Genomic DNA, 19,649 nt, shown 5'->3' with positions numbered 1-19,649 from the left:
AATGACTCACCGAAGGGGATGGTAAAGCCTAAATAGTTTAGGTTTTTATCGAAGCTCTCAGGTACACATGACAGATGGGGCATACATTGACAATGTAATAAAAAATATTGCATTTCAACGGAGTGTGCGTATGTGTCATGTCGTCATTATTGGTTCAGGTATTACAGGTGTTACCTCTGCCTATGAACTTGCTCAATTAGGTTATCAAGTTACTGTTATTGATAAACATTTGTTTCCCGCCATGGAAACATCTTTTGCCAATGGTGGGCAGCTGTCTGCATGTAATGCTGAAGTGTGGAATCAAAAATCCACTGTGTTAAAAGGCATTAAATGGATGGCGAAGAAAGATGCACCATTATTGCTCAATCCATCTTTTGATTTGCACAAATATGCATGGCTGGTCGAATTCCTTGGCAATATCAAACACTATGAAGCAAATACTCAAAATACAGTGAAAATGGCACTTTTAGCGCGTCAAAGGCTATTTAATATTGCTGAACAAGAAGGCATTGATTTTGATTTAGAAAAACGTGGCATCTTACATTTCTACCATTCTGAATATGATTATAAAGTGGCAACCAACGTCAATGCGCTGTTATGTAAAGGTGGCCTAGAACGCCATGCCGTGACCAATGAAGAAATTAAATCCATCGAACCGAGTTTGACGGGTGAATACTATGGTGGTTTTTATTGCCCAGGTGATGCAACTGGTGATATCCATAAATTTACCACTGGACTTGCCAAAGCCACTGAAAAATATGGGGTAAAATATTTATTTGGTATGGAAGTCGTTAATGTAGAACACACTGCCAATGGGGTAAATATTCAATATCATTCGAGTGTTGAAAACATGGAAGGTGGTTCAGTAGCAGTTGAACAACTCAGTGCAGATGCCGTGGTGATTTGTGGTGGTGTTGGCAGTTACCAATTGGCCAATCAATTGGGCGACCGTGTGAATGTTTATCCTGTAAAAGGCTATTCAATCACCGTACAATTGGATGATGAGAAAAGTATCAATGGCGCACCTTGGGTCAGCTTGCTCGATGAAAGTGCGAAAATCGTCACGTCACGATTAGGTGCTAATCGTTTACGTATTGCTGGAACAGCTGAATTTAATGGCTATAATCGAGATATCCGCTCAGATCGTATCCAACCTTTAACAGATTGGGTCAATAAGAACTTCGATATTTCAACCGAGCATTGTATCCCGTGGGCAGGTTTGCGTCCGATGATGCCGAACATGATGCCAGTGGTAAAACGTGGAAAACGTGAACGGGTATTTTACAATACAGGGCATGGGCATTTGGGCTGGACGTTGTCTGCTGCAACAGCTGTGATGATTAGTCAGGAAATTGCAAGCTCGCATCCGATTTAATCGTATAGGCAATACTTAGGTATTTGCACTCTGGTGAATGTCCATATTCACCAGAGTGCTGGTAAAAATAATTAGGTGTGTTATGAATATAGAATCAACAACGCAAAAGCACTGGTATGAAACGAGTTATGCAAAGTTAGTTGAATCGATTCAATATATTGCACAAAATTATCACGATGTGTATGCCTTGGCCTTGTACTACTATTGTGACGATGATGAACCTTGTTTTCCCAAAGTTGAACTTAACTTTAATACCAATGAACAGTTTCAAGCGCAAATTTCTGAAGCTTCGAGTCAAGCTGAAGCGAAATGGAATTATGCCTATTGGTTACAACAGCCATCTTGGGATATTGGTGGGGAGAGTGATCAGCTTTTGGCACAATGGTTTGAGCAAACGCCATTTTATTATTCTCAAAAACAGATGGAATATGCTGAACAAGAAGATGATGCACTATTTAATGAACTTTTAGAAAAAGGCGAGCAGTTTGCTCAATTGTTTATTACACAAATAATCAAAATGGTTCAGCAACTATTTTCTGAAAATATTCTTCAAGATACATTTGGGAAAAATCTTCCAGTCATTATTCATGAGCTTGAATATTATGAAGAACCCATTTCGTGGACCAAAAGAGCCAATCCAAGCGCGTTAATCAATGAATTTATGGATGCTTGTGAAAGTGATTTCTCTTAACAAAATATGCTTATGATTCAATGCTGAGGGACGTGATGTGCCCCACAGCACTTCTTGAGTGGAAGCAAGCACTTTAAACGTTATAGACGAGTAAAGACTTCTTCTTGGGTCAAACGAGACTTGGGCAATTTTGCATTAAAGTCAGTATCACTACGATAACCGAGTGTCATAATCACAGACGGGACCAAATTCTTTTCAATTAAGCCTAATTCTTCAGTCAGAATATCTTCGTCAAAACCACCGATTGGCGTTGCATCGATACCTTCAATACCTGCAGCTAACAGCATTTGACCCAGTGCGATAAAGGTTTGATTTTCCGCCCAGCGCTGAATATCACCTTTTTCATTGCGATAATAAGAGACATAGCCTGTACGACTGTCTTTTTGACCTTGTTTGGCCTTGTCATCTTTAAAGCGGCCACTGAGATCATCCTGCTGAAGTAAATTACTCAGGTGCTGTTCTGTAATATCTGCTTTGGTACAGAATAAAATCGTATGTGATGAATCTAAAACTTTTGGTGCGTTGTAGCTATATTTTCCGACTAAGGCTTTAGCAATACGTTGTTTAGCTGCATCATTCTCAGCAATAAAAAAATGCCAAGGCTGGATATTAATTGACGAGGGGGTTAAACGCAGGATTTCAAGTAAACGTGCAAATTGTGCTTGAGGAATCTTTTTAGAAGAATCATAAGCTTTTGTGGTGTAACGTGTTTTTGCTACATTTAATACATCCATAAGGCGATCTCATATATCGTAAATTTTCGATATATTGTATGCTAAAATCGCGAAATTTGAATCTTCAAAACGTAAATAAAAGTGAAAAATTATGATTTTTAATCATGGGTAAAGTGATTTGTGTCTGAAATTTTCCATTTAATAAATTTCCAATCCGCATTTTCATCCACTTCTAAAATCATTGCTTCAGATGTTTTTTCACGCCAATCCCCTAAAACAATTCTAGCTTTACCATTTACATCATGAATTTCAGGGCGATGAGTATGACCATGAACCAACAGATCGACATTATTAACTGCTTTTTCTACTGCTTGTTGGTTAACATCCATAATTTCATAGGATTTATTTTGTTGAGATTCACGGCTTTTTTTACGAAAACCATTGGCAAGTTTTTGTCTAAAACCAAGTGGGGTGCTTTTTAAAAGTCCCAATACAATCGGATTGCGAATAATTTTTTTAAATCGTTGATAAGAAATATCATCGGTACATAAGGCATCGCCATGTTCAAGACGGAATTTTTTTTCACCAATGCTAAATGTATAAAATTCAGGTAGTAATTTTCCATTAAACTGATTTAAAAACGTTTGCCCTAAGGCAAAATCACGATTACCCACTTGAAAATAAACTTGATTACCAGCTTGCAAGGAAAATTGTTTTAGATGCTCAATAATTTCATCTAACCAAGGCGCAGTATAATCATCCCCAATCCAAGCATTAAACCAGTCACCGAGAATAAACAGTTGCGTATTTTGATATTTATAGTGTTCTAATAAATCAAAAAACCCTCGAACCAGTCGAGGGTGTTCTGGTGACAAATGTAAATCAGCGATAAACAGATAGGTCACTTATTTTTCCTATTTAATAATTCTCCCAAGCTTGCTTTGTAAAGGGGACAGTATTCCTTTATTTAAAAGTCAGCTTCGGGAGGATTTATAAATTATTCAGAGATAATTTTTGCAGATTCAATCACAATGTTTTCTAAAGGAACATCAGCATGATAACCACGGTTACCTGTACGAACGCCTTTGATTGCTTCAACGATGTCTAAACCTTCAGTTACTTTACCAAATACTGCATAACCCCAACCTTGAGCAGTTTTACCTGTATGGTTAAGGAAAGAGTTGTTTTTTACATTGATAAAGAATTGTGCAGAAGCAGAGTGAGGCGCTTGAGTACGTGCCATTGCAATCGTACCTTCGTCATTGCTTAAACCATTGTCCGCTTCATTTTCAATTGAATCACGTGTGGTTTTTTCTTTGAAGTTTTCATCCATGCCACCGCCTTGGATCATGAAACCATCAATAACACGATGGAAGATTACGCCATCATAAAAACCATCACGAACATATTCTAAAAAGTTAGCAACAGTTTTTGGTGCTTTTTCAGAGTTAAGTTCAAGAACAATGCGTCCTTTGTTGGTGTTTAATTCGACTTGAGGAAAACTCATTCTATAATCTCCTAATCATGACTAAAAATGTCATGGGTTTTTGGTTGAGAGAAGCATAAGCAAACTGTAAACTACATAGCAAGTAAAAATGTGAAATTCTTTTGTTAAAAAAGGATAAAATCACATTTTCTATATTCAATTTTAACTTTTAGAAGTGATTTATCAACTATGAAGCCAAATGATGTTGTTTCAGAACTGCCGAAAACCCCGACAAATAGTCCAAGCCCTGTCGATAATGCGCAGCAAGAACAACAAGCGGGCTTAGATTTTGTACGCCAAGTCATTACAGAAGATTTGGCAGCGGGCCGTACACAAAAAGTTGTTACACGTTTTCCACCTGAGCCAAATGGTTATCTACATATTGGCCATGTAAAGGCTATTTGCTTAAATTTTGGCATCGCTCAAGAATACGATGGTTTGTGTAACTTACGTTTTGATGACACCAACCCAGATGCTGAAGAACAAGAATATGTTGATGGTATTGCCAATGACGTAAAATGGTTAGGTTTTGAGTGGAATGGCGAACCTCGCTATGCATCAAGCTATTTTGACCAATTACATACTTGGGCAGTTCAGTTGATCAAACAGGGCGATGCTTATGTAGATCTACAAAGCCCAGAAGAAATTAGAATTAACCGTGGTAATTTTGTCGAGCCAGGTAAAAACTCACCTTATCGAGATGCATCTATTGAAGAAAACCTTGCTCGTTTTGAAAAAATGAACAATGGTGAATTGGCCGAAGGTGAAGCAGTATTACGTGCCAAAATTGATATGACCTCACCAAATGTACATATGCGTGATCCAATTCTATATCGTGTACTTCATTCAGAACATCACCAAACGGGTGATAAATGGAAAATGTACCCAATGTATGACTATGCTCATCCATTGTCAGATGCGATTGAAGGAATTACCCATTCATTATGTACTTTAGAGTTTCAAGACCATCGTCCATTTTATGATTGGGTGGTTGAGAAAGTGCATTCACAATCAGTTCCACGTCAGTATGAATCTAGCCGTTTAAATATAGACTATACGATTACCTCTAAACGTAAATTACGTAAATTGGTAGAAGGTAACTATGTTCATGGTTGGGATGACCCGCGTATGCCAACTGTTGTGGGGATGCGTCGTCGTGGATTTACTCCTGAAGGTTTACGTGATTTCTGTAAGCGTGTTGGGGTGTCTAAAACGGATGGTATTGTTGATGTGGCTATGCTTGAGTTCTGTATTCGTCAGTCGCTTGAAAATACAGCAGCGCGTGGTATGGCTGTATTAAATCCATTGAAGGTGACATTAACCAATCTACCAGCGGATATGCAACTTAAACATGCACGCCATCCAAATGTAGATATGGGTGATCGTATTATTCCTTTAAGCACAGAAATCTATATTGATCGTAAAGATTTTGAAGAAGTGCCACCAAAAGGCTTTAAGCGTTTGGTTCCAGATGGGGAAGTTCGTTTACGTCATGCCTATGTGATCAAATGTGACGAAGTGATTAAAGATGAAAATGGAGAAGTTATTGAGCTGAAATGTTCAATTGACCCTGAAACTTTAGGTAAAAATCCAGAAGGTCGTAAAGTAAAAGGCGTTATTCATTGGGTCTCTGCAACTCAAGGGGTTCCTGCCGAAGTGCGCATTTATGATCGTTTATTTACAGAAGCTGCGCCTGATGCCGATGATGATTTCTTGAAGTTTTTAAATCCTGAATCTTTAAAAATCGTACAAGCAGTGGTTGAACCTGCTTTGGCTCTAGCAAAACCAGAAGATCGTTTTCAGTTTGAGCGAGAAGGTTATTTTGTTGCAGATCAATATGATCATACGACTGAAAAACCTGTGTTTAACCGTATTCTGGATTTGAAAGACAGCTTTAAGCCGGGTAAATAATCATTGCGTTGAGCATTCAGTCAATCTCAATTTAAAACCTAGCTTCGGCTAGGTTTTTTATGTTCAATAAAATTGATTGAGCTGAGGGATATAAAAGCGATATATTAAACGTACAAATAATAATCAGGGTCAGCCAATGTCTTCTCAATTTGATGCAGTTACGGTGCGTATTAAACCCAATATCCATTATAAAGGACGTTCGATTAGCTATGTAATTGAATGCCAAGATGGTTCAAAAAAGACATTAGGGGGGATTTTACCTACTGAGAAACCTTTGATATTTGAAACACATGTCAGCGAAAAAATCGAAATTATTTCTGGAAAATGTTTTATAAAAAGAGAGCAGAGTGAAGAAACTGAGGTGTATCATCCAGGTGAATTTTTTACTGTTCCAGCAAATAGCCGTTTTAGTATGCAATCCACAGAAGTAGTCGATTATATTTGTCATTTGGAATAACCCCATTCTTTGTTGCAGCGTGAGCAGTAAAGCTCCGTAAGGGCAAACCATTATGCACAGCGACAGTTTTGCTCAAGGTAAAACCCGTCGGCTATCAGCGAAGTATTCAATAATTTGTAATAAGGATATTTTATAAAAGAAATATTGCTTCAAACAATTGTGAAGAACGTTTACGGATATCATTTTATATCAAGAATTTTATATAAGACTCAGGTTTAGTTCGTTATATTGATTGGTATAAATTAAATTTTAAATCTTTAAATCAATTATTTGTTAAAGTTTTTGAAATGGTCTTGCAGATATTCAATCAAAACTTTGACTTTGTTTGGCATGAGTTTTCGATCAGGGACTACAGTATATATCGCCGTTGGTTCGACGATAAATTCAGGTAGAATTTGCACTAATCTGCCTGCATTCAAGTCATCTTGAACATGCCAATAAGAATGATTCGATATACCTAACCCTGATAGAGCAGCTTGACGCACACCTTCTCCAGCATTGGTAATAAAGTGTCCTTGCACATGGACACTCAATAATTGTTCAGATTTTTCTGGATGAATAAAATTCCAAGTATGACTCACACCTTTTTGATGGCGTTGAACGATACAGCGATGTCGTGCTAAATCTTCAATATGCTGAGGTGTGCCGTACTGCTTAAGGTAAACTGGAGAGGCACAAAGTAAACGTTTATTTATACATAAGGGTTTGGCAATCAATGATGAATCTTGTAGCTTTCCAATTCGAATGGCAATATCCATTCCTTGCGCAATCAAGTCTACATTTTGATCATTTAAATCTAAGTTCATCGACAATTCAGGATGCAGCTTTAAAAAATCAGCAATAACTTTGACCAATACATGCACACCAAAACTAGCAGAAGCGGTGATATTGATATTTCCTGAAAGTTTTTGATCTTGTTGTTTTAGATTTTCAGTTAAAGCTTGGAAACTTGCTAACAATGGCTGACCCTGTTCAATCAACGTCTTGGCTTCTTCAGTTAAACGCAATTTACGGGTAGTGCGATAAAATAGCCTAAGCGATAAGTGATTTTCTAATCGTTGAATGCGCTGACTTGCCACTGAAACAGCGATATTGGCATGCTTTGCTGCTTGGCTGATCGAGCCAAGTTCAGCAACACGAAGAAAGAATTGAAAATCTTCTGTATTCATTTTCCATAAAATCGAAAAAGTATTTTCTGATTATCCTGATTTTTTAAATAAATTGAAATTGCTATTTTTGCAATATCGATTATTGAAACAAGGTGAATGGTCATGAAATATAATCTTCTAGGAAGTTCGGGATTAAAAGTATCCGAGCTTGGTTTTGGTGCAGGAACTTTTGGTGGAAAAGGACCTTTATTTTCTGCATGGGGACAGACCAAACAAATTGATGCTAATCAAATGGTTGCATCCTGTATAGACGCAGGGATTAATTTTTTTGATAGCGCTGATGCCTATTCAGAGGGTGTGTCAGAGAAAATGCTAGGAATTGCATTAGCACCGTATCGACAAGATGTAATTATTTCAACCAAAGTGGGTATTCGTAAAGATCCACAAGTGAATCAAGTTGGTTTTAGCCGTGATTATTTAATACGTGCCGTTGAACAATCTTTAAAACGTTTCAATACCGATTATATTGATGTATTACAGTTACATCAGTTTGATAGTTTTACTTGTGTAGAACAATTGATGAAAACCTTAGATGAGCTAGTTCGTAGTGGAAAAGTGCGTTATATCGGCGCATCAAACTTCTCAGGTTGGCAATTGATGAAGGCACAGTCAATTGCTGATCGTTATGGTTATGAAAAAATGGTCGCTCATCAAGTTTATTATTCACTCATTGGACGTGACTATGAGTGGGAGTTAATGCCTTTAAATCATGATCAGCACATTGGTGCTGTGGTTTGGAGCCCATTGGGTTGGGGACGTTTGACAGGAAAGTTTGATCGAGAGCATCCCATCCCAACTCAAAGTCGTTTACATGCAACAGCGCAGTTTGCACCACCAGTAAATGATCAATATCTTTATAAGGTTATTGATACTTTGAAAGAATTATCATTAGATACAGGTTATTCAGTTGCACAAATTGCATTAAAGTGGTTGCTTACGCGTCCTACAGTTTCTACGGTATTAATTGGTGCTCGTAACCAGCAACAGCTACAAGATAATCTCATTGCAAAAGATGTCATATTGACAGAAACACAGTTACAGCGTTTAAACCAAATCAGTGCGGTATATCCACCATATCCATATTATCCGTATTGGAATGGTCAATTCTCCGAACGCTATCAAGCTTTAGTTGAATCTTCATTTATTCAGAAATAAGCTTTTAAATTGATTAACAAAAACCTGATACTGATTCATACGCAGTTGTGTTATCAGTATCTTCCTATTGATCCAATTGTTATTCCTATAAATTAAATAGAGCCATAAGAATGAATCCAACCATTGAAACACAAATGTTAATTCGTAAACCTGTAGCTGAGGTTTTTAATGCTTTTATAGACCCAGCAATAACCTCTAAGTTTTGGTTTAGCAGTTCCACTGGACCTCTAAAAGAAGGAAAAATTTTGCAGTGGGCTTGGGATAAGTATCAAGTAAAATCAAAAGTCATGGTTTTTAATATTCTTGAAAATAAATTGATTCAAATTGCATGGGGCGAAGATCCTAAAACGTCTGTAGATTTTATTTTTGAAGTGGTCAGTATTGAGCAAACTTATGTCACCATTCGAAATTATGACATACCGTTACAAGGCTCTGAACTGACTAAATTTATAATTGATGCGACTGGCGGATTTACGACGGTATTGGATGGTCTAAAAGCATATTTGGAACATGGCTTGGTGCTGAATTTGGTCGAAGATAAATTTCCACCTTTTTAAAAAGATGAAAGCATCATATCCCATGATTTGGCACTCATTTTTTACTTGAAGTGGGTGCTATAGATTGCTCATTATATAAATGAATAAAGCCTAAAAATTTTACTTTTTGGTGTGTTGGTCTTTCATCGAAAGATAGGCAGGAAGTTTAAGTTTTGATTGAGCCCTGAGTTTCATTTTTATATATAACACCAATGCAAAGCATGTGGTCGCCACGGTTAAGAATAATCCATTCATATAGGTCATGATTGAACTAATATAACCAATTGTGGTTAAACGATTCATCATTTTAACCACTTGTGGACTACTTTCTACCCCTGTGATTGCCCAACTACAAAGGTGTTCACAATTATTGATAATTAAATGATAGCTGTTTTCATGCATACGTGAGCGCATACGACGTACGACATGACGACCTGAAAATTTGGGTTGCTCATAAAGACGTACGCGTATGGATTTACCATGTGAGAATTTTTCGAGAGAGGTCATTTCTATCGGACGCTTTTTAAAGAAATGTGCAAAACCAGAATAATGAATCACACGACCTCGTCCTGCATAAATGCCATGATGGCTATAGCCAAAATGTTTGACGATTAAATGTGCTCCAATCGGGTATTTGGTTATTTGTTTTGTCTGCATATTCCACTCAGTTCAAATAAATTGTACACATGTATTTAATTGAAAGGATAGAATGATTATAGCGATGCGTAATGAATTTAATAGCCCTTAAAGTGATAATTAAGTAAAAAATTACATTTAAAATGCAAAATAGCATACATTATGAATTAAAAAATTGAAAAGATGGTTTGGAATTAAAGTTTATGCGTTTGAGATATTGGATCTATACCTTTTTGACCAGTATAGGATTGAGTACTTTTTCATTTCAGCTACATGCTGAGACGACATATACTAAAATCAGTAAAGATCAGAAGGTGATTGCAGATGTGGTGCTAATTGATGATCTGAGTAAATTACAGTTATACCTTAAAGATCAATATGCACAACCCTACAAGAAATTTACTACGTTACAAAAGAACCTAAAGAAATGTAATATCAGTTTTGCTATGAATGCAGGAATGTATCATGCCAATTTTACACCTGTTGGGCTGTATATTGAGCAAAACAAACAACAGGTTGAATTAAATCAACAAAAGAATAAATTTGGTAACTTCTTTATGCAACCCAATGGTGTGGTGGCTTGGAATGATCATCAAGCTGTCATTCAAACCACAACCCAGTATCAAAAGTCTAAGTTTAAAGCACGCTTTGCGACACAATCGGGTCCGATGCTGGTCATCAATGGACAAATTAATCCAATCTTTGTAAAAGACTCAGACTCGTTGAAAATTAGGAATGGAGTTGGAATCAAAAATAATCAGCTCTATTTTGTGATTAGTCGTGGCAAAATTAATTTTTATGAGTTCGCTGATATTTTTAAAACACAGCTCAAGAATGATCAAGCTTTATATTTAGATGGAAGCATTTCAAGTGCATACATTCCACAAGCAAAAAGGAATGATCAAGTTTATGACTTAGGACCAATATTCGTCTATCAAGAATCGTCTCAATGTGGTCATTAAAAAATTAATGATCATCAATTAAAATGGGTATATTGATGCAATATACCCATTTTTATAGCTTAATGTTTTGGAAATTTATTATTTAACCATACCTAAAATTGAAGATTGAGCTTTACAAGCCTGTATAGCATCTTCTTTTGACAATTTTTTAATTTCTTCTTCAAAGGCTTTTTTCTGTTCTTTTAGTGAATCTTCAGGAATGCCACTTTGTTTTGCCAAGTCTTCCATATGCTTCCAAGATTCTTCACATTCCTTTGGCATACCACCACATGCGGTTAAGATAGTGCCTAAAGCGAGAATTGGAATTAAACGTAATAATTTCATATTCTGATCCTTTAATTTAAGTTGGTTTTTTACTGAGGTTTATTCATATTGATCATTAAAATTTATAGCGTATACAAATGACGGAAAAATGAATTTGTCTTTGAATAAAAAGAAAAAGACTTCATTCTCAAGTATATACACTAGAATGAAGTCTACGCTAAAAAATAATTTTAACAAGATCACGCATTGAGCATTAGAAACGGTAACCTATTTTTAAACCATAGCCTATGGCATTGTTGTCACGATAATCACCTTGTTGGGCAATTTCTGAAGCACCGGGTATCGGAATGTAATAGGTACCATCTTGTGCCGTGGCATCCCCGATCCAAATATATTTGATGCCTCCTGCGATAAAGTAATTGTCAGCAGGATTGTATTGAACACCCAACCCTAAGCCCCAACCGCCTTTGGTAGGATTCAATACAGAAGCAGGATTTCCAGTACCTGAATCCCATGAAACATCAGCCGACGCAGCCCATTTTTGTGTGAACTGATGTCCTAAACCAACAGTGATGCTGTATTGGTCTTTTTGATAGTCATCAAGATTAAATCCGCCAGCATATAGGCCTTGGCTTAACTCAGCTGTTGCCAGTTCGGTGAGTGCACCAAACTGTGTTGGACGGATTCTAAAATCTTTCCAATTTACCCAACGCGCATTTAAATATGCCAACGTATCTTTATATACACCAGTTTGAAAATCTAAATTTACCGATTGTGGCGTGTTGATTTCTGTATCTTTATCAGTGGTGAATGCTAAAGGTTGTCCAAAAATGGTTTCTTGAGCATCTATTTTGTGCTTGATTTTAGAACGATAAGTCACTGCTGCTTTTAAAGCAATTTCAGGAATCTGAAAAGCAGCACCAGCAAGCCATCCAACAGCACTATCTTGTTTAAAGTTGGCATCATAGCCATTAAACACATTCATCGAATTACCACGTAAAGACACTTTACCTTTGACTGTCTGGTATACGCCACCGCCGTAGAGGTTAAAATGAGCATCTGGCTGAAAACCAAATAGCATCGCAATATTTTGAGTATCAACATCCGCAAGGGTACCTTTCATACTGATTTCAGTATCAGAGAAGGTATTATTGCTACGTAAAGGATATTCGATTGCAGCACCATAAGGTTGATCATAGATGAGCCCAAAGGAAACTTTTGGTGCGATTTGCAGTTTTAATGCTGCATTATAGTATTGATATGATTGTGCCATATCACCTGTACTCAAATCATTGCTGCCTGCATTAACTAAATCAGGTCGATTTCGGACTTTGCCTGATACTTTCGGGTCAACTGCGGCAATACTGGCTTCGAAATAATTCTTGTCTTCAAGAAACGCCAGTATCGATTGTCCAGATTGATCCATCGCAGCTGCATGAGTATAAGCAGTGGGTAAAATGCTGAGGATACTGAGAATGAGTGATTGAGTTTTCATGCTTTTCTTTCCTTGAATGTTTTTTTTATTTCGCATATAAAATTCAGACAAAACTATAGTGAATAATAGAGGTTAAGCTATTAGTTTATTTAAGTTTTATCTGAAAGCTTGATGATTTTAGTGAATCATTTTTACTGGATTTAATAAAGGGGTGTAATGACCAATTTAAGGGGGGATTATCGGACAATTCATATGTGCATTGTCTTAAGAAGTTGCCTTAGATCATTGAAGAATATTGAAGGATCAATCGCTGATTTAAAAAAGATCATTTTCTAAAAAGAAGTAATTTAAAATGAATGCGTTGATCGATGAGGAATTGATAGATCAGTAATGGTACAAAATAACCTCAACAAGATGATTAAGTTGATCAATGATTTATTAAATATTGAATCAAGCGATCTAGGTGGATAGCTTATTGCTGCAAAATTTATTAGTATTTAATCTAAATTACCTTGTGGTATCAACAGGGTAAACTATTCGCTGCCAGTTTATTTGGAATGGAATTTGCATATCGCTATGAACTATAAAAGATCCTCTGTCATGGAAGAGAAAATGCAACAGAACCGCGAGATGATTTTATTGTCTGCACGAGAACTGGTTGCACAAGGAGGATTTAAAGATGCACAAATTCAAGCGATTGCAGATCGGGCAGGCGTATCAAGTGGACTGGTCTATCGTTATTTTGAAAATAAAAATCAGGTACTGATTGAAGTTTTAAATGCGGCGATTCATATCGAAGTCAATATTCTCAATGATATTGCACATACCCAACTCAGCGCTGTAGAAAAATTAGATCGAGCTGTCACAACCTTTGTAAAAAGGGCAATGAACAGCCCTCGACTGTCTTATTCTTTATTGTTTGAACCTGTCGATCCTCAATTTGAATTAGAACGTTTTCAAAGCAAGCAATTGATTAAAGAAAGTATTATTAAAATTTTGACCGAAGGACGTCATTCAGGTGAGTTTATTTTTGAGGATTTAAACACCACGGCATTGTGCATCGTGGGTGCAATGACTTTTGTTGTGATTGAACCTTTAAGTATCGCCAAGACCAAGCGTTTTGATAAAAGCTATAAAGAGTATTTTGTAAAACAAATCGCTGATTTTTGTTTACAGGCAGTGAAAGTCAAACATCCTCAGGAATAATAATATTAATCATCATTGCAAGGCTTAAAGAAATGGCAAAGGACTTTAATAATCCAGTTGTAGTTGAAGGATATGATGCACATATTCGTAAATTAATTCCCGGTTATGAACTGATACATTTACAAGTCCATGCTGTATTAAAGAGCTATGTATCGACTCAAGCGAAGATTTTAGTCGTGGGATGTGGTACAGGTTATGAACTGCAATATTTGGCTGAGCAATTTCCTCATTGGAATTTTACAGCAATCGATCCTGCAGCAAATATGATTGATAAAGCCAAACAACATATAGCAGATTTAGGGCTTTGTTCTCGAATTCAGTTTATACAAGGTGATACATCTGTTCTTAAACAAGTCGATGAGAATTTTGATGTGGCTTTGGCGATTTTGGTTTCACATTTTGTTCCAGTTGATGCAAAAGCACAATTCTTAAAAGATATTGCAAATCACCTAAGCAATACTGGTCTATGTTTAAGTTATGAGCTGATGGAAATTTCGAATACCAAACAATTACAAGCTTTAAAAAATCTGAGTTTAGCAACCGGATTAACAGAAAAACAGGCGCAACTTATGACCGATCGTATTGAACAAGATTTTGCTTTAATTTCTGTTGATGAAATGAGTGCTTTGTATATACAAGCAGGTTTTAAGCGTGTGGAAAACTTTGCTCAAGTATTGAATTATCATGGTTTTATTGCATTTAAAACGGATTAAGAAAAACCTCTAAGTAATAACTAAAAATCATTTTTTGCTTTAAAGTAAATCAATCAGTCATATTTCTATGAGCTATATACGCTTATAAAAAAGTTCCTTATCCAAATGGTTGAAGGAACTTTTTTATTGCAGATCAAAACCAAAACATAAAGGATTATTTCTCTTTGCTTTCTTTTTCAGGTTCTTTCACCACATTGACATCATATAGATGAGCAAGGGCGGAAAGTAAACGAATTTTAGGATCTGCATTTGAAATCTTAATGCTTTGATCTGCTTCAAGTGTGATTAATTTCTCCGCAACAAAATAATCGACAATTTGTGTGATTTCACTCTCAATCTCAGACTCATCCCATTTTAAAAAGAAGGCTTTTTGTATAAGTGGGTATTGTTCGATGACTTGGGTATATAAATCAGATTTTGAAATCTCAAATTGCTGCTGCTCTGTTTCAACACGCAATACTTTGGCAATCAGTGCTGGCAGGATAAACGTGTGCAGAATGTTATTACTGAAATACTTAAGCAAGCCCACCTGTATATCACTGACTTTCACCCAACGTTCATTATCATGCTCAATCAATTCAACTTGTTTAAGCTTCATGGCATATTGAATGATTTCTGTGTTGGAAAGCTCGGTGATTTGCATACGATCATCATAACGATGCTGTTTGAGTAGATTGCGGAATTGCTCTAAGCGTACCAATACTTCACGCTCTGCCAAAGCATGCGTTGGTGCATTTAACAAGACTAGAGAAATCAAACTGATAGGATTAATCACTACGGCTTTATTGATATTTTCCAAAATATCAAATGCAACATCATTGACCGTGGCTTTAACAGACTCAGGCATCTCTTCATGCAAAGCAACACGTTGAGGTGCATTGTTCTTTTTTAAGATCTCTTCCAGGAAAACTGGTTCACCTAAATTGACGTGGACAACACCAAAGACTTTTTCAATCTTTTGAATAGATTTAAGTAGTCCAAATAGTGATTCAGCTTGTTTTTTCTGTCCACCCAGTTCTTTTATGTATGAACTGCCTTCGATCAGTTTTTCATATCCAAAGTAAGTTGGAATAAAGGCAATCGGTTTGCTATCCCCACGCAAATAACTTTGGATGGTCATTGCGAGCATCCCTTTTTTAGGCGGCAATAAAAGTCCAGTACGAGAACGACCACCTTCAATAAAATATTCCATTGGTGTATTTCGATTGAGCATACTGTAGATATATTCTTTAAAGACAGCGGTATAAAGCGCATTACCATTAAAGCTACGTCGAATAAAGTATGCACCTGCACCACGCATCAGTTGCCCAACCACAGGCATATTTAAATTAATACCTGCTGCAATATGGGGAACCATCAAGCCACGGTTATAAATCACATAAGACAATAACAAATAGTCAATGTGGCTGCGATGACAAGGGGTATAGACAATTTCATAATCTTTGGCAAGTTCACGAACTGTATCGAAATTATGTACTTCGATACCGTCATAGAGCTGGGTCCATAATTTAGTTAAAGCAATTTCAGCAAAGCGTAAGGTTGAATAAGAAAAATCAGAGACGATTTCATCGAGGTATTTATGCGCGAGTGCTTCGGCTTCATTAATGCTGATTTTTTTATGAATACTTTCATTGAGAATGGCTTCTTTGACCGCATCACTCACCATGAGTTTGTTAATCACATTGCGACGATCTGAAATATCAGGACCAAGAATTGCTTCTTTATAGCCATTAAATTGTTTATTGAGCTCAGTCACCACATAATGCGCTGGTGAAAAATTGGGGGTGAGTTCAATGGCTGAGTCAATTAACTGGCGTAAAGAAACTGCTTGATGGAATTCAATATAATTATTACGGCCATACAGGGTAATGTTGAGTGCTTGTTTAATGCCCGTTGGTTTAGCCCAAGCATCGGTCATCAATGCTTTATACCAGCTATCTTCATTCTCTGGTGCACGTCCCCATAAAATCGTTGTTGGCACTAAAAGCACATCTTGCTCAGGATGTTTCAATAAATATTCGACTAAGCGAATAATTTTATCTGGGTAGTATGCAGAAGCATTGCTTTTGGTAGGTTCTAAAGTGATAAAACGATCATCTTCCTGATAATCTGCCCCTAGATTCAGTGGCGCAAAAGCAGGGCTGAGTTTTCTTTTTTCTGTTTCATTGTCGATCAAGACTTTATTTGAAGTTGAGTCATCTTGAATGACATAGCAAATCGGAAAATTAGCTGTGTTTGGATCATTAACTGTATTTTCAAGAGTTTTTGTATCGCCTAAAACTTGTGGGCTGACGATTTTATCTAAGATTTTTTTTGTAAATTGACGATAAAATTTTTGATAAGCATTGCTTGCCATAATATTCTCTAAATATGAGTCATATCGTTATTATGCTTGAAATAATATACAAATATATAGTTTGATTTGACGACAAATCGGTCAAACACTTTGCCTAAAAACTAAACTTATGATTTTTATCAATAAACTATTTCGATATTGGTATAATTAAATTCAGTTACTCAATATCAAAGTTTCATAGAAAAGCATTATGATAGATTGATATAAATTCATTTAAATTCAAGGAAAGGTCATGTCTACAGATCCAAATTTTCCAGCAACTGAAAACTTAGGTATTGCTGTTTATTCTAATAATGCTGAGGCAATTGGAAATACACCACTTATTCGTATCAATCGTCTTATTACAGGTGGCGCAACGGTCTTAGCAAAAATTGAAAGTCGTAATCCTGCGTTTTCTGTTAAAGATCGAATTGGCGCTGCACTTATTGCAGATGCAGAAGCGAAGGGGCTTTTGAAAAAAGGCATGCATATTGTAGAACCAACCAGCGGAAATACTGGTATTGCATTGGCATTTGTAGCAGCGGCAAAAGGTTATGCGATCACTTTAACTATGCCAGCAAGTATGAGTATAGAGCGCCGTAAAGTATTAAAAGCGTTGGGTGCAAATTTAATTTTAACTGAGCCCGCAAAAGGTATGAAAGGCGCAGTTGATGAGGCAGTACGTTTAGCAACAGAACAACCTGAAACATATTATTTACCGCAACAATTTGAAAACCCAGCCAATCCTAAAATACATGAGACAACAACTGGTCCTGAAATTTGGGCTGCAACAGGCGGTAAAGTCGATATTCTTGTTGCTGGTGTCGGAACTGGCGGTACTATTTCAGGTATTTCAAGTTATTTTGAAAAGGTCAAGCAGCAAGCGATTTACTCCGTTGCTGTAGAACCCGCAGATTCACCAATTATTGGACAAACCAAACGCGGTGAAACTTTAACGCCTGGGCCACATAAGATCCAAGGGATTGGTGCAAACTTTATTCCTAAAAACTTGGATTTAGACTTAGTTGATGAAGTTATTGCTATCGACAACCAAGAAGCGATTGATTTTGCCCGTCAAAGTGCCACTCAAGAAGGTATTTTTGTCGGTATCTCTAGTGGTGCGGCGTTAGCTGCTGCTGCACAATTAGCTGCTCGTCCTGAAAATGCAGGCAAAACCATTGTGGTGATTCTTCCAGATGCGGGTGAACGTTATTTGTCTTCCGTTTTGTTTGAAGATATTTCAGCAGATTAAGTTTAAATTAAATCGTCTATATCTATGCTGTGTATTATTGTCATAGACTAAAAAATAAACCCGCTCAAGTATCTGCAAGAGTGGGTTTATTTTATTGATATTCAGTTTCTATTCTTAAAATTTATAATGAAGACTTTAACTGTTTTTCATGTTGTTTGACTTGTTTCGCGTATCGTTTACCTTGGCGTTTCATTTTACGATTTGTTTGGTAATTTGTGGGTCCAACATTATAGTAGGCTAAGGCCTTTTTCCAGCTTCCTGCACTTTGATTATATTTTGCCAAGATCATAGTGCCACAGCGAACATTGGTATATTCATCAAACAAATCACCAGGGCAAGCTTGTTGCCAATAACGCGGCATGATTTGGGTAAGCCCAACAGCACCAGATGGAGAGGTGACATAACTACGGTAGCTCGATTCTTGACGGATGGTCGCTGCGATCAGTAAAGGATCTACATCATATTGATCTGCGCTTTGTACAATCATTGGGGATACACGATTGGCAACATCGGGAGAGACAGAATAGGCTTTTTGGATTCCAGTCGATAGTTTAGCAGCACGTTTTTGCACAGAGCCGCCACCCAAAGACGAACATGCTGTGATCGCAAGTGTTAAGCCTACTGCAGAAATTATTTTTAACTGATACTGAAAATTCAAAATAAAACCAATGCTATGTATCCAAGATTGCCCTGATGTTAAGTAGCTGATTTAAACCTGTCAATCTATGAAAATTGGTAGATTTATTCGTGATTTGTATCTTAAGCTGTTGGTTGCTTGCTATTTAGGCGTTATTTCGTCATTTTTGCTTGTTTTTTCTGTAACATTATTGCCAACATTAAATGCAATGGATTCTGAGCAGTATATTGGACTTCAAATTGTTGATTTCCATTGTGCTGGTACAGAGCATAAATTACTGGAATATTTAATTTATTTTCTTCAATCACATTTGAGTCTTTATCTAAAAGTTCTTTGGTCATATCTGCAAGTACATTGGTGCTAATCTCTTGTTGAATTACACCTTGGCAAATATATTGTGCACCTTCAAAACGATCAGTAATCAAATCGATTAGATTTTGTGAATCCTGATTGTCTTTATCAGCCTGTAATTTTTCCAGATTTAATCGCTTTATTTTAGTTAAAGTGATTCCTTCTATAGAAGGTATGGTTTTTGTTGTTTTGTTTGCATTTGGATTAAATTGTTGAGTAAGTTGATTTAATTTTGATCCAAAACTGATATTTACCTGACTTGAGTAGAGTTTTTTTACACGATCAGTCACTTGTTGATTATTACATTCAGACTGATTAAATAAACTGCACCCTTGCAGACCAAAACCTACACAGAGCATTGTAAATATTATTTTGTAATTCATCTATATCTCTCACAATCATAT

At 36.6% G+C, this 19,649-nt stretch carries 20 protein-coding genes; 10 read left to right on the top strand and 10 right to left on the bottom strand.

Going from position 1 to position 19,649, the window contains the following annotated elements; genetic code table 11:
- Window positions 1–130: 130 nt before the first annotated feature.
- Together AC07U8_RS11325 and AC07U8_RS11320 are read left to right on the top strand one after the other, a co-directional pair.
- On the top strand, window positions 131–1,375 hold the full coding sequence (locus tag AC07U8_RS11325; protein ID WP_034615308.1) for a D-amino acid dehydrogenase: 1,245 nt from the start codon (window positions 131–133) through the stop codon (window positions 1,373–1,375).
- A gap of 82 nt (window positions 1,376–1,457) precedes the next feature.
- Entirely contained in the window at window positions 1,458–2,066 is a 609-nt protein-coding gene (locus tag AC07U8_RS11320) for a DUF4303 domain-containing protein (protein ID WP_494737895.1), read from the top strand.
- 80 nt (window positions 2,067–2,146) lie between these two features.
- Here the strand turns inward: AC07U8_RS11320 and nfsB are convergent, their stop codons facing one another.
- The 3 genes from nfsB to AC07U8_RS11305 form a co-directional block, all read right to left on the bottom strand.
- Entirely contained in the window at window positions 2,147–2,800 is a 654-nt protein-coding gene (gene nfsB / locus AC07U8_RS11315; protein ID WP_315079651.1) for an oxygen-insensitive NAD(P)H nitroreductase, read from the bottom strand.
- A 98-nt stretch (window positions 2,801–2,898) separates the two neighbouring features.
- A complete protein-coding gene (locus AC07U8_RS11310; protein ID WP_494737894.1) occupies window positions 2,899–3,645 on the bottom strand; it encodes a UDP-2,3-diacylglucosamine diphosphatase in 747 nt (248 codons plus the stop codon).
- 92 nt (window positions 3,646–3,737) lie between these two features.
- Window positions 3,738–4,247: a peptidylprolyl isomerase gene (locus AC07U8_RS11305; protein ID WP_004821835.1), complete on the bottom strand. Its 510-nt coding sequence runs from the start codon at window positions 4,245–4,247 to the stop codon at window positions 3,738–3,740.
- Window positions 4,248–4,415: 168 nt separating this feature from the next.
- Here AC07U8_RS11305 and AC07U8_RS11300 point away from each other — a divergent pair, with 168 nt between their 5' ends.
- Complete coding sequence (locus AC07U8_RS11300; protein WP_270382453.1) at window positions 4,416–6,137, top strand: glutamine--tRNA ligase/YqeY domain fusion protein; 1,722 nt, start codon at window positions 4,416–4,418, stop codon at window positions 6,135–6,137.
- Between the two features lie 136 nt (window positions 6,138–6,273).
- Window positions 6,274–6,594 (top strand): pyrimidine/purine nucleoside phosphorylase, encoded by a 321-nt coding sequence (locus AC07U8_RS11295; RefSeq protein ID WP_270382452.1) that lies wholly within the window; start codon window positions 6,274–6,276, stop codon window positions 6,592–6,594.
- 266 nt (window positions 6,595–6,860) lie between these two features.
- Here AC07U8_RS11295 and AC07U8_RS11290 read toward each other — a convergent pair whose 3' ends face one another.
- Window positions 6,861–7,763 carry a LysR family transcriptional regulator gene (locus AC07U8_RS11290; protein WP_270382451.1) on the bottom strand — a complete coding sequence of 301 codons (903 nt, stop codon included), beginning with the start codon at window positions 7,761–7,763 and terminating at the stop codon, window positions 6,861–6,863.
- Window positions 7,764–7,865: 102 nt separating this feature from the next.
- Between AC07U8_RS11290 and AC07U8_RS11285 the strand changes: the two genes are divergently transcribed.
- Window positions 7,866–8,918 (top strand): aldo/keto reductase, encoded by a 1,053-nt coding sequence (locus AC07U8_RS11285; RefSeq protein WP_270382450.1) that lies wholly within the window; start codon window positions 7,866–7,868, stop codon window positions 8,916–8,918.
- 110 nt (window positions 8,919–9,028) lie between these two features.
- Window positions 9,029–9,475 (top strand): SRPBCC domain-containing protein, encoded by a 447-nt coding sequence (locus AC07U8_RS11280; RefSeq protein WP_494737893.1) that lies wholly within the window; start codon window positions 9,029–9,031, stop codon window positions 9,473–9,475.
- Between the two features lie 99 nt (window positions 9,476–9,574).
- Here the strand turns inward: AC07U8_RS11280 and AC07U8_RS11275 are convergent, their stop codons facing one another.
- Window positions 9,575–10,111 carry a lecithin retinol acyltransferase family protein gene (locus tag AC07U8_RS11275; RefSeq protein ID WP_009584082.1) on the bottom strand — a complete coding sequence of 179 codons (537 nt, stop codon included), beginning with the start codon at window positions 10,109–10,111 and terminating at the stop codon, window positions 9,575–9,577.
- A gap of 182 nt (window positions 10,112–10,293) precedes the next feature.
- On the opposite strand from AC07U8_RS11275, the gene AC07U8_RS11270 reads away from it, so the two are divergent.
- The gene (locus tag AC07U8_RS11270) at window positions 10,294–11,052 is read left to right on the top strand and encodes a phosphodiester glycosidase family protein (RefSeq protein WP_270382448.1); all 759 of its coding nucleotides are present in this window, start codon (window positions 10,294–10,296) and stop codon (window positions 11,050–11,052) included.
- Between the two features lie 78 nt (window positions 11,053–11,130).
- Here the strand turns inward: AC07U8_RS11270 and AC07U8_RS11265 are convergent, their stop codons facing one another.
- Together AC07U8_RS11265 and AC07U8_RS11260 are read right to left on the bottom strand one after the other, a co-directional pair.
- Entirely contained in the window at window positions 11,131–11,376 is a 246-nt protein-coding gene (locus AC07U8_RS11265) for a hypothetical protein (RefSeq protein ID WP_270382447.1), read from the bottom strand.
- Window positions 11,377–11,569: 193 nt separating this feature from the next.
- Window positions 11,570–12,811, bottom strand: coding sequence for an OmpP1/FadL family transporter (locus AC07U8_RS11260; protein WP_494737892.1), 1,242 nt, complete (start codon window positions 12,809–12,811; stop codon window positions 11,570–11,572).
- 516 nt (window positions 12,812–13,327) lie between these two features.
- Here AC07U8_RS11260 and AC07U8_RS11255 point away from each other — a divergent pair.
- Window positions 13,328–13,957, top strand: coding sequence for a TetR/AcrR family transcriptional regulator (locus AC07U8_RS11255; protein ID WP_034615342.1), 630 nt, complete (start codon window positions 13,328–13,330; stop codon window positions 13,955–13,957).
- Window positions 13,958–13,989: 32 nt separating this feature from the next.
- Window positions 13,990–14,670 (top strand): class I SAM-dependent methyltransferase, encoded by a 681-nt coding sequence (locus AC07U8_RS11250; protein WP_270382445.1) that lies wholly within the window; start codon window positions 13,990–13,992, stop codon window positions 14,668–14,670.
- A gap of 154 nt (window positions 14,671–14,824) precedes the next feature.
- Here AC07U8_RS11250 and plsB read toward each other — a convergent pair whose 3' ends face one another.
- A complete protein-coding gene (gene plsB, locus AC07U8_RS11245) occupies window positions 14,825–17,026 on the bottom strand; it encodes a glycerol-3-phosphate 1-O-acyltransferase PlsB (RefSeq protein WP_270382444.1) in 2,202 nt (733 codons plus the stop codon).
- 232 nt (window positions 17,027–17,258) lie between these two features.
- Here plsB and cysK point away from each other — a divergent pair, with 232 nt between their 5' ends.
- Window positions 17,259–18,257: a cysteine synthase A gene (gene cysK, locus AC07U8_RS11240; protein ID WP_154130056.1), complete on the top strand. Its 999-nt coding sequence runs from the start codon at window positions 17,259–17,261 to the stop codon at window positions 18,255–18,257.
- A gap of 121 nt (window positions 18,258–18,378) precedes the next feature.
- Here the strand turns inward: cysK and AC07U8_RS11235 are convergent, their stop codons facing one another.
- A complete protein-coding gene (locus AC07U8_RS11235; protein WP_004821807.1) occupies window positions 18,379–18,915 on the bottom strand; it encodes a lytic transglycosylase domain-containing protein in 537 nt (178 codons plus the stop codon).
- 131 nt (window positions 18,916–19,046) lie between these two features.
- Window positions 19,047–19,628 (bottom strand): hypothetical protein, encoded by a 582-nt coding sequence (locus AC07U8_RS11230; RefSeq protein ID WP_004821805.1) that lies wholly within the window; start codon window positions 19,626–19,628, stop codon window positions 19,047–19,049.
- Window positions 19,629–19,649: the final 21 nt, after the last annotated feature.

The organism is Acinetobacter sp. GW821-FHT01E09, from assembly GCF_059422385.1.
The sequence above is the reverse complement of the archived record's forward strand: the minus strand, read 5'-3'. Positions and strand labels throughout refer to the sequence as shown.

Coding starts and splice junctions, on each gene's coding strand:
- AC07U8_RS11325 (WP_034615308.1), top strand. CDS start 131: ATGTGTCATGTCGTCATTATTGGTTCAGGTATTACAGGTGTTACCTCT.
- AC07U8_RS11320 (WP_494737895.1), top strand. CDS start 1,458: ATGAATATAGAATCAACAACGCAAAAGCACTGGTATGAAACGAGTTAT.
- nfsB (WP_315079651.1), bottom strand. CDS start 2,800: ATGGATGTATTAAATGTAGCAAAAACACGTTACACCACAAAAGCTTAT.
- AC07U8_RS11305 (WP_004821835.1), bottom strand. CDS start 4,247: ATGAGTTTTCCTCAAGTCGAATTAAACACCAACAAAGGACGCATTGTT.
- AC07U8_RS11300 (WP_270382453.1), top strand. CDS start 4,416: ATGAAGCCAAATGATGTTGTTTCAGAACTGCCGAAAACCCCGACAAAT.
- AC07U8_RS11295 (WP_270382452.1), top strand. CDS start 6,274: ATGTCTTCTCAATTTGATGCAGTTACGGTGCGTATTAAACCCAATATC.
- AC07U8_RS11290 (WP_270382451.1), bottom strand. CDS start 7,763: ATGAATACAGAAGATTTTCAATTCTTTCTTCGTGTTGCTGAACTTGGC.
- AC07U8_RS11285 (WP_270382450.1), top strand. CDS start 7,866: ATGAAATATAATCTTCTAGGAAGTTCGGGATTAAAAGTATCCGAGCTT.
- AC07U8_RS11280 (WP_494737893.1), top strand. CDS start 9,029: ATGAATCCAACCATTGAAACACAAATGTTAATTCGTAAACCTGTAGCT.
- AC07U8_RS11275 (WP_009584082.1), bottom strand. CDS start 10,111: ATGCAGACAAAACAAATAACCAAATACCCGATTGGAGCACATTTAATC.
- AC07U8_RS11270 (WP_270382448.1), top strand. CDS start 10,294: ATGCGTTTGAGATATTGGATCTATACCTTTTTGACCAGTATAGGATTG.
- AC07U8_RS11265 (WP_270382447.1), bottom strand. CDS start 11,376: ATGAAATTATTACGTTTAATTCCAATTCTCGCTTTAGGCACTATCTTA.
- AC07U8_RS11260 (WP_494737892.1), bottom strand. CDS start 12,811: ATGAAAACTCAATCACTCATTCTCAGTATCCTCAGCATTTTACCCACT.
- AC07U8_RS11255 (WP_034615342.1), top strand. CDS start 13,328: ATGAACTATAAAAGATCCTCTGTCATGGAAGAGAAAATGCAACAGAAC.
- AC07U8_RS11250 (WP_270382445.1), top strand. CDS start 13,990: ATGGCAAAGGACTTTAATAATCCAGTTGTAGTTGAAGGATATGATGCA.
- plsB (WP_270382444.1), bottom strand. CDS start 17,026: ATGGCAAGCAATGCTTATCAAAAATTTTATCGTCAATTTACAAAAAAA.
- cysK (WP_154130056.1), top strand. CDS start 17,259: ATGTCTACAGATCCAAATTTTCCAGCAACTGAAAACTTAGGTATTGCT.
- AC07U8_RS11230 (WP_004821805.1), bottom strand. CDS start 19,628: ATGAATTACAAAATAATATTTACAATGCTCTGTGTAGGTTTTGGTCTG.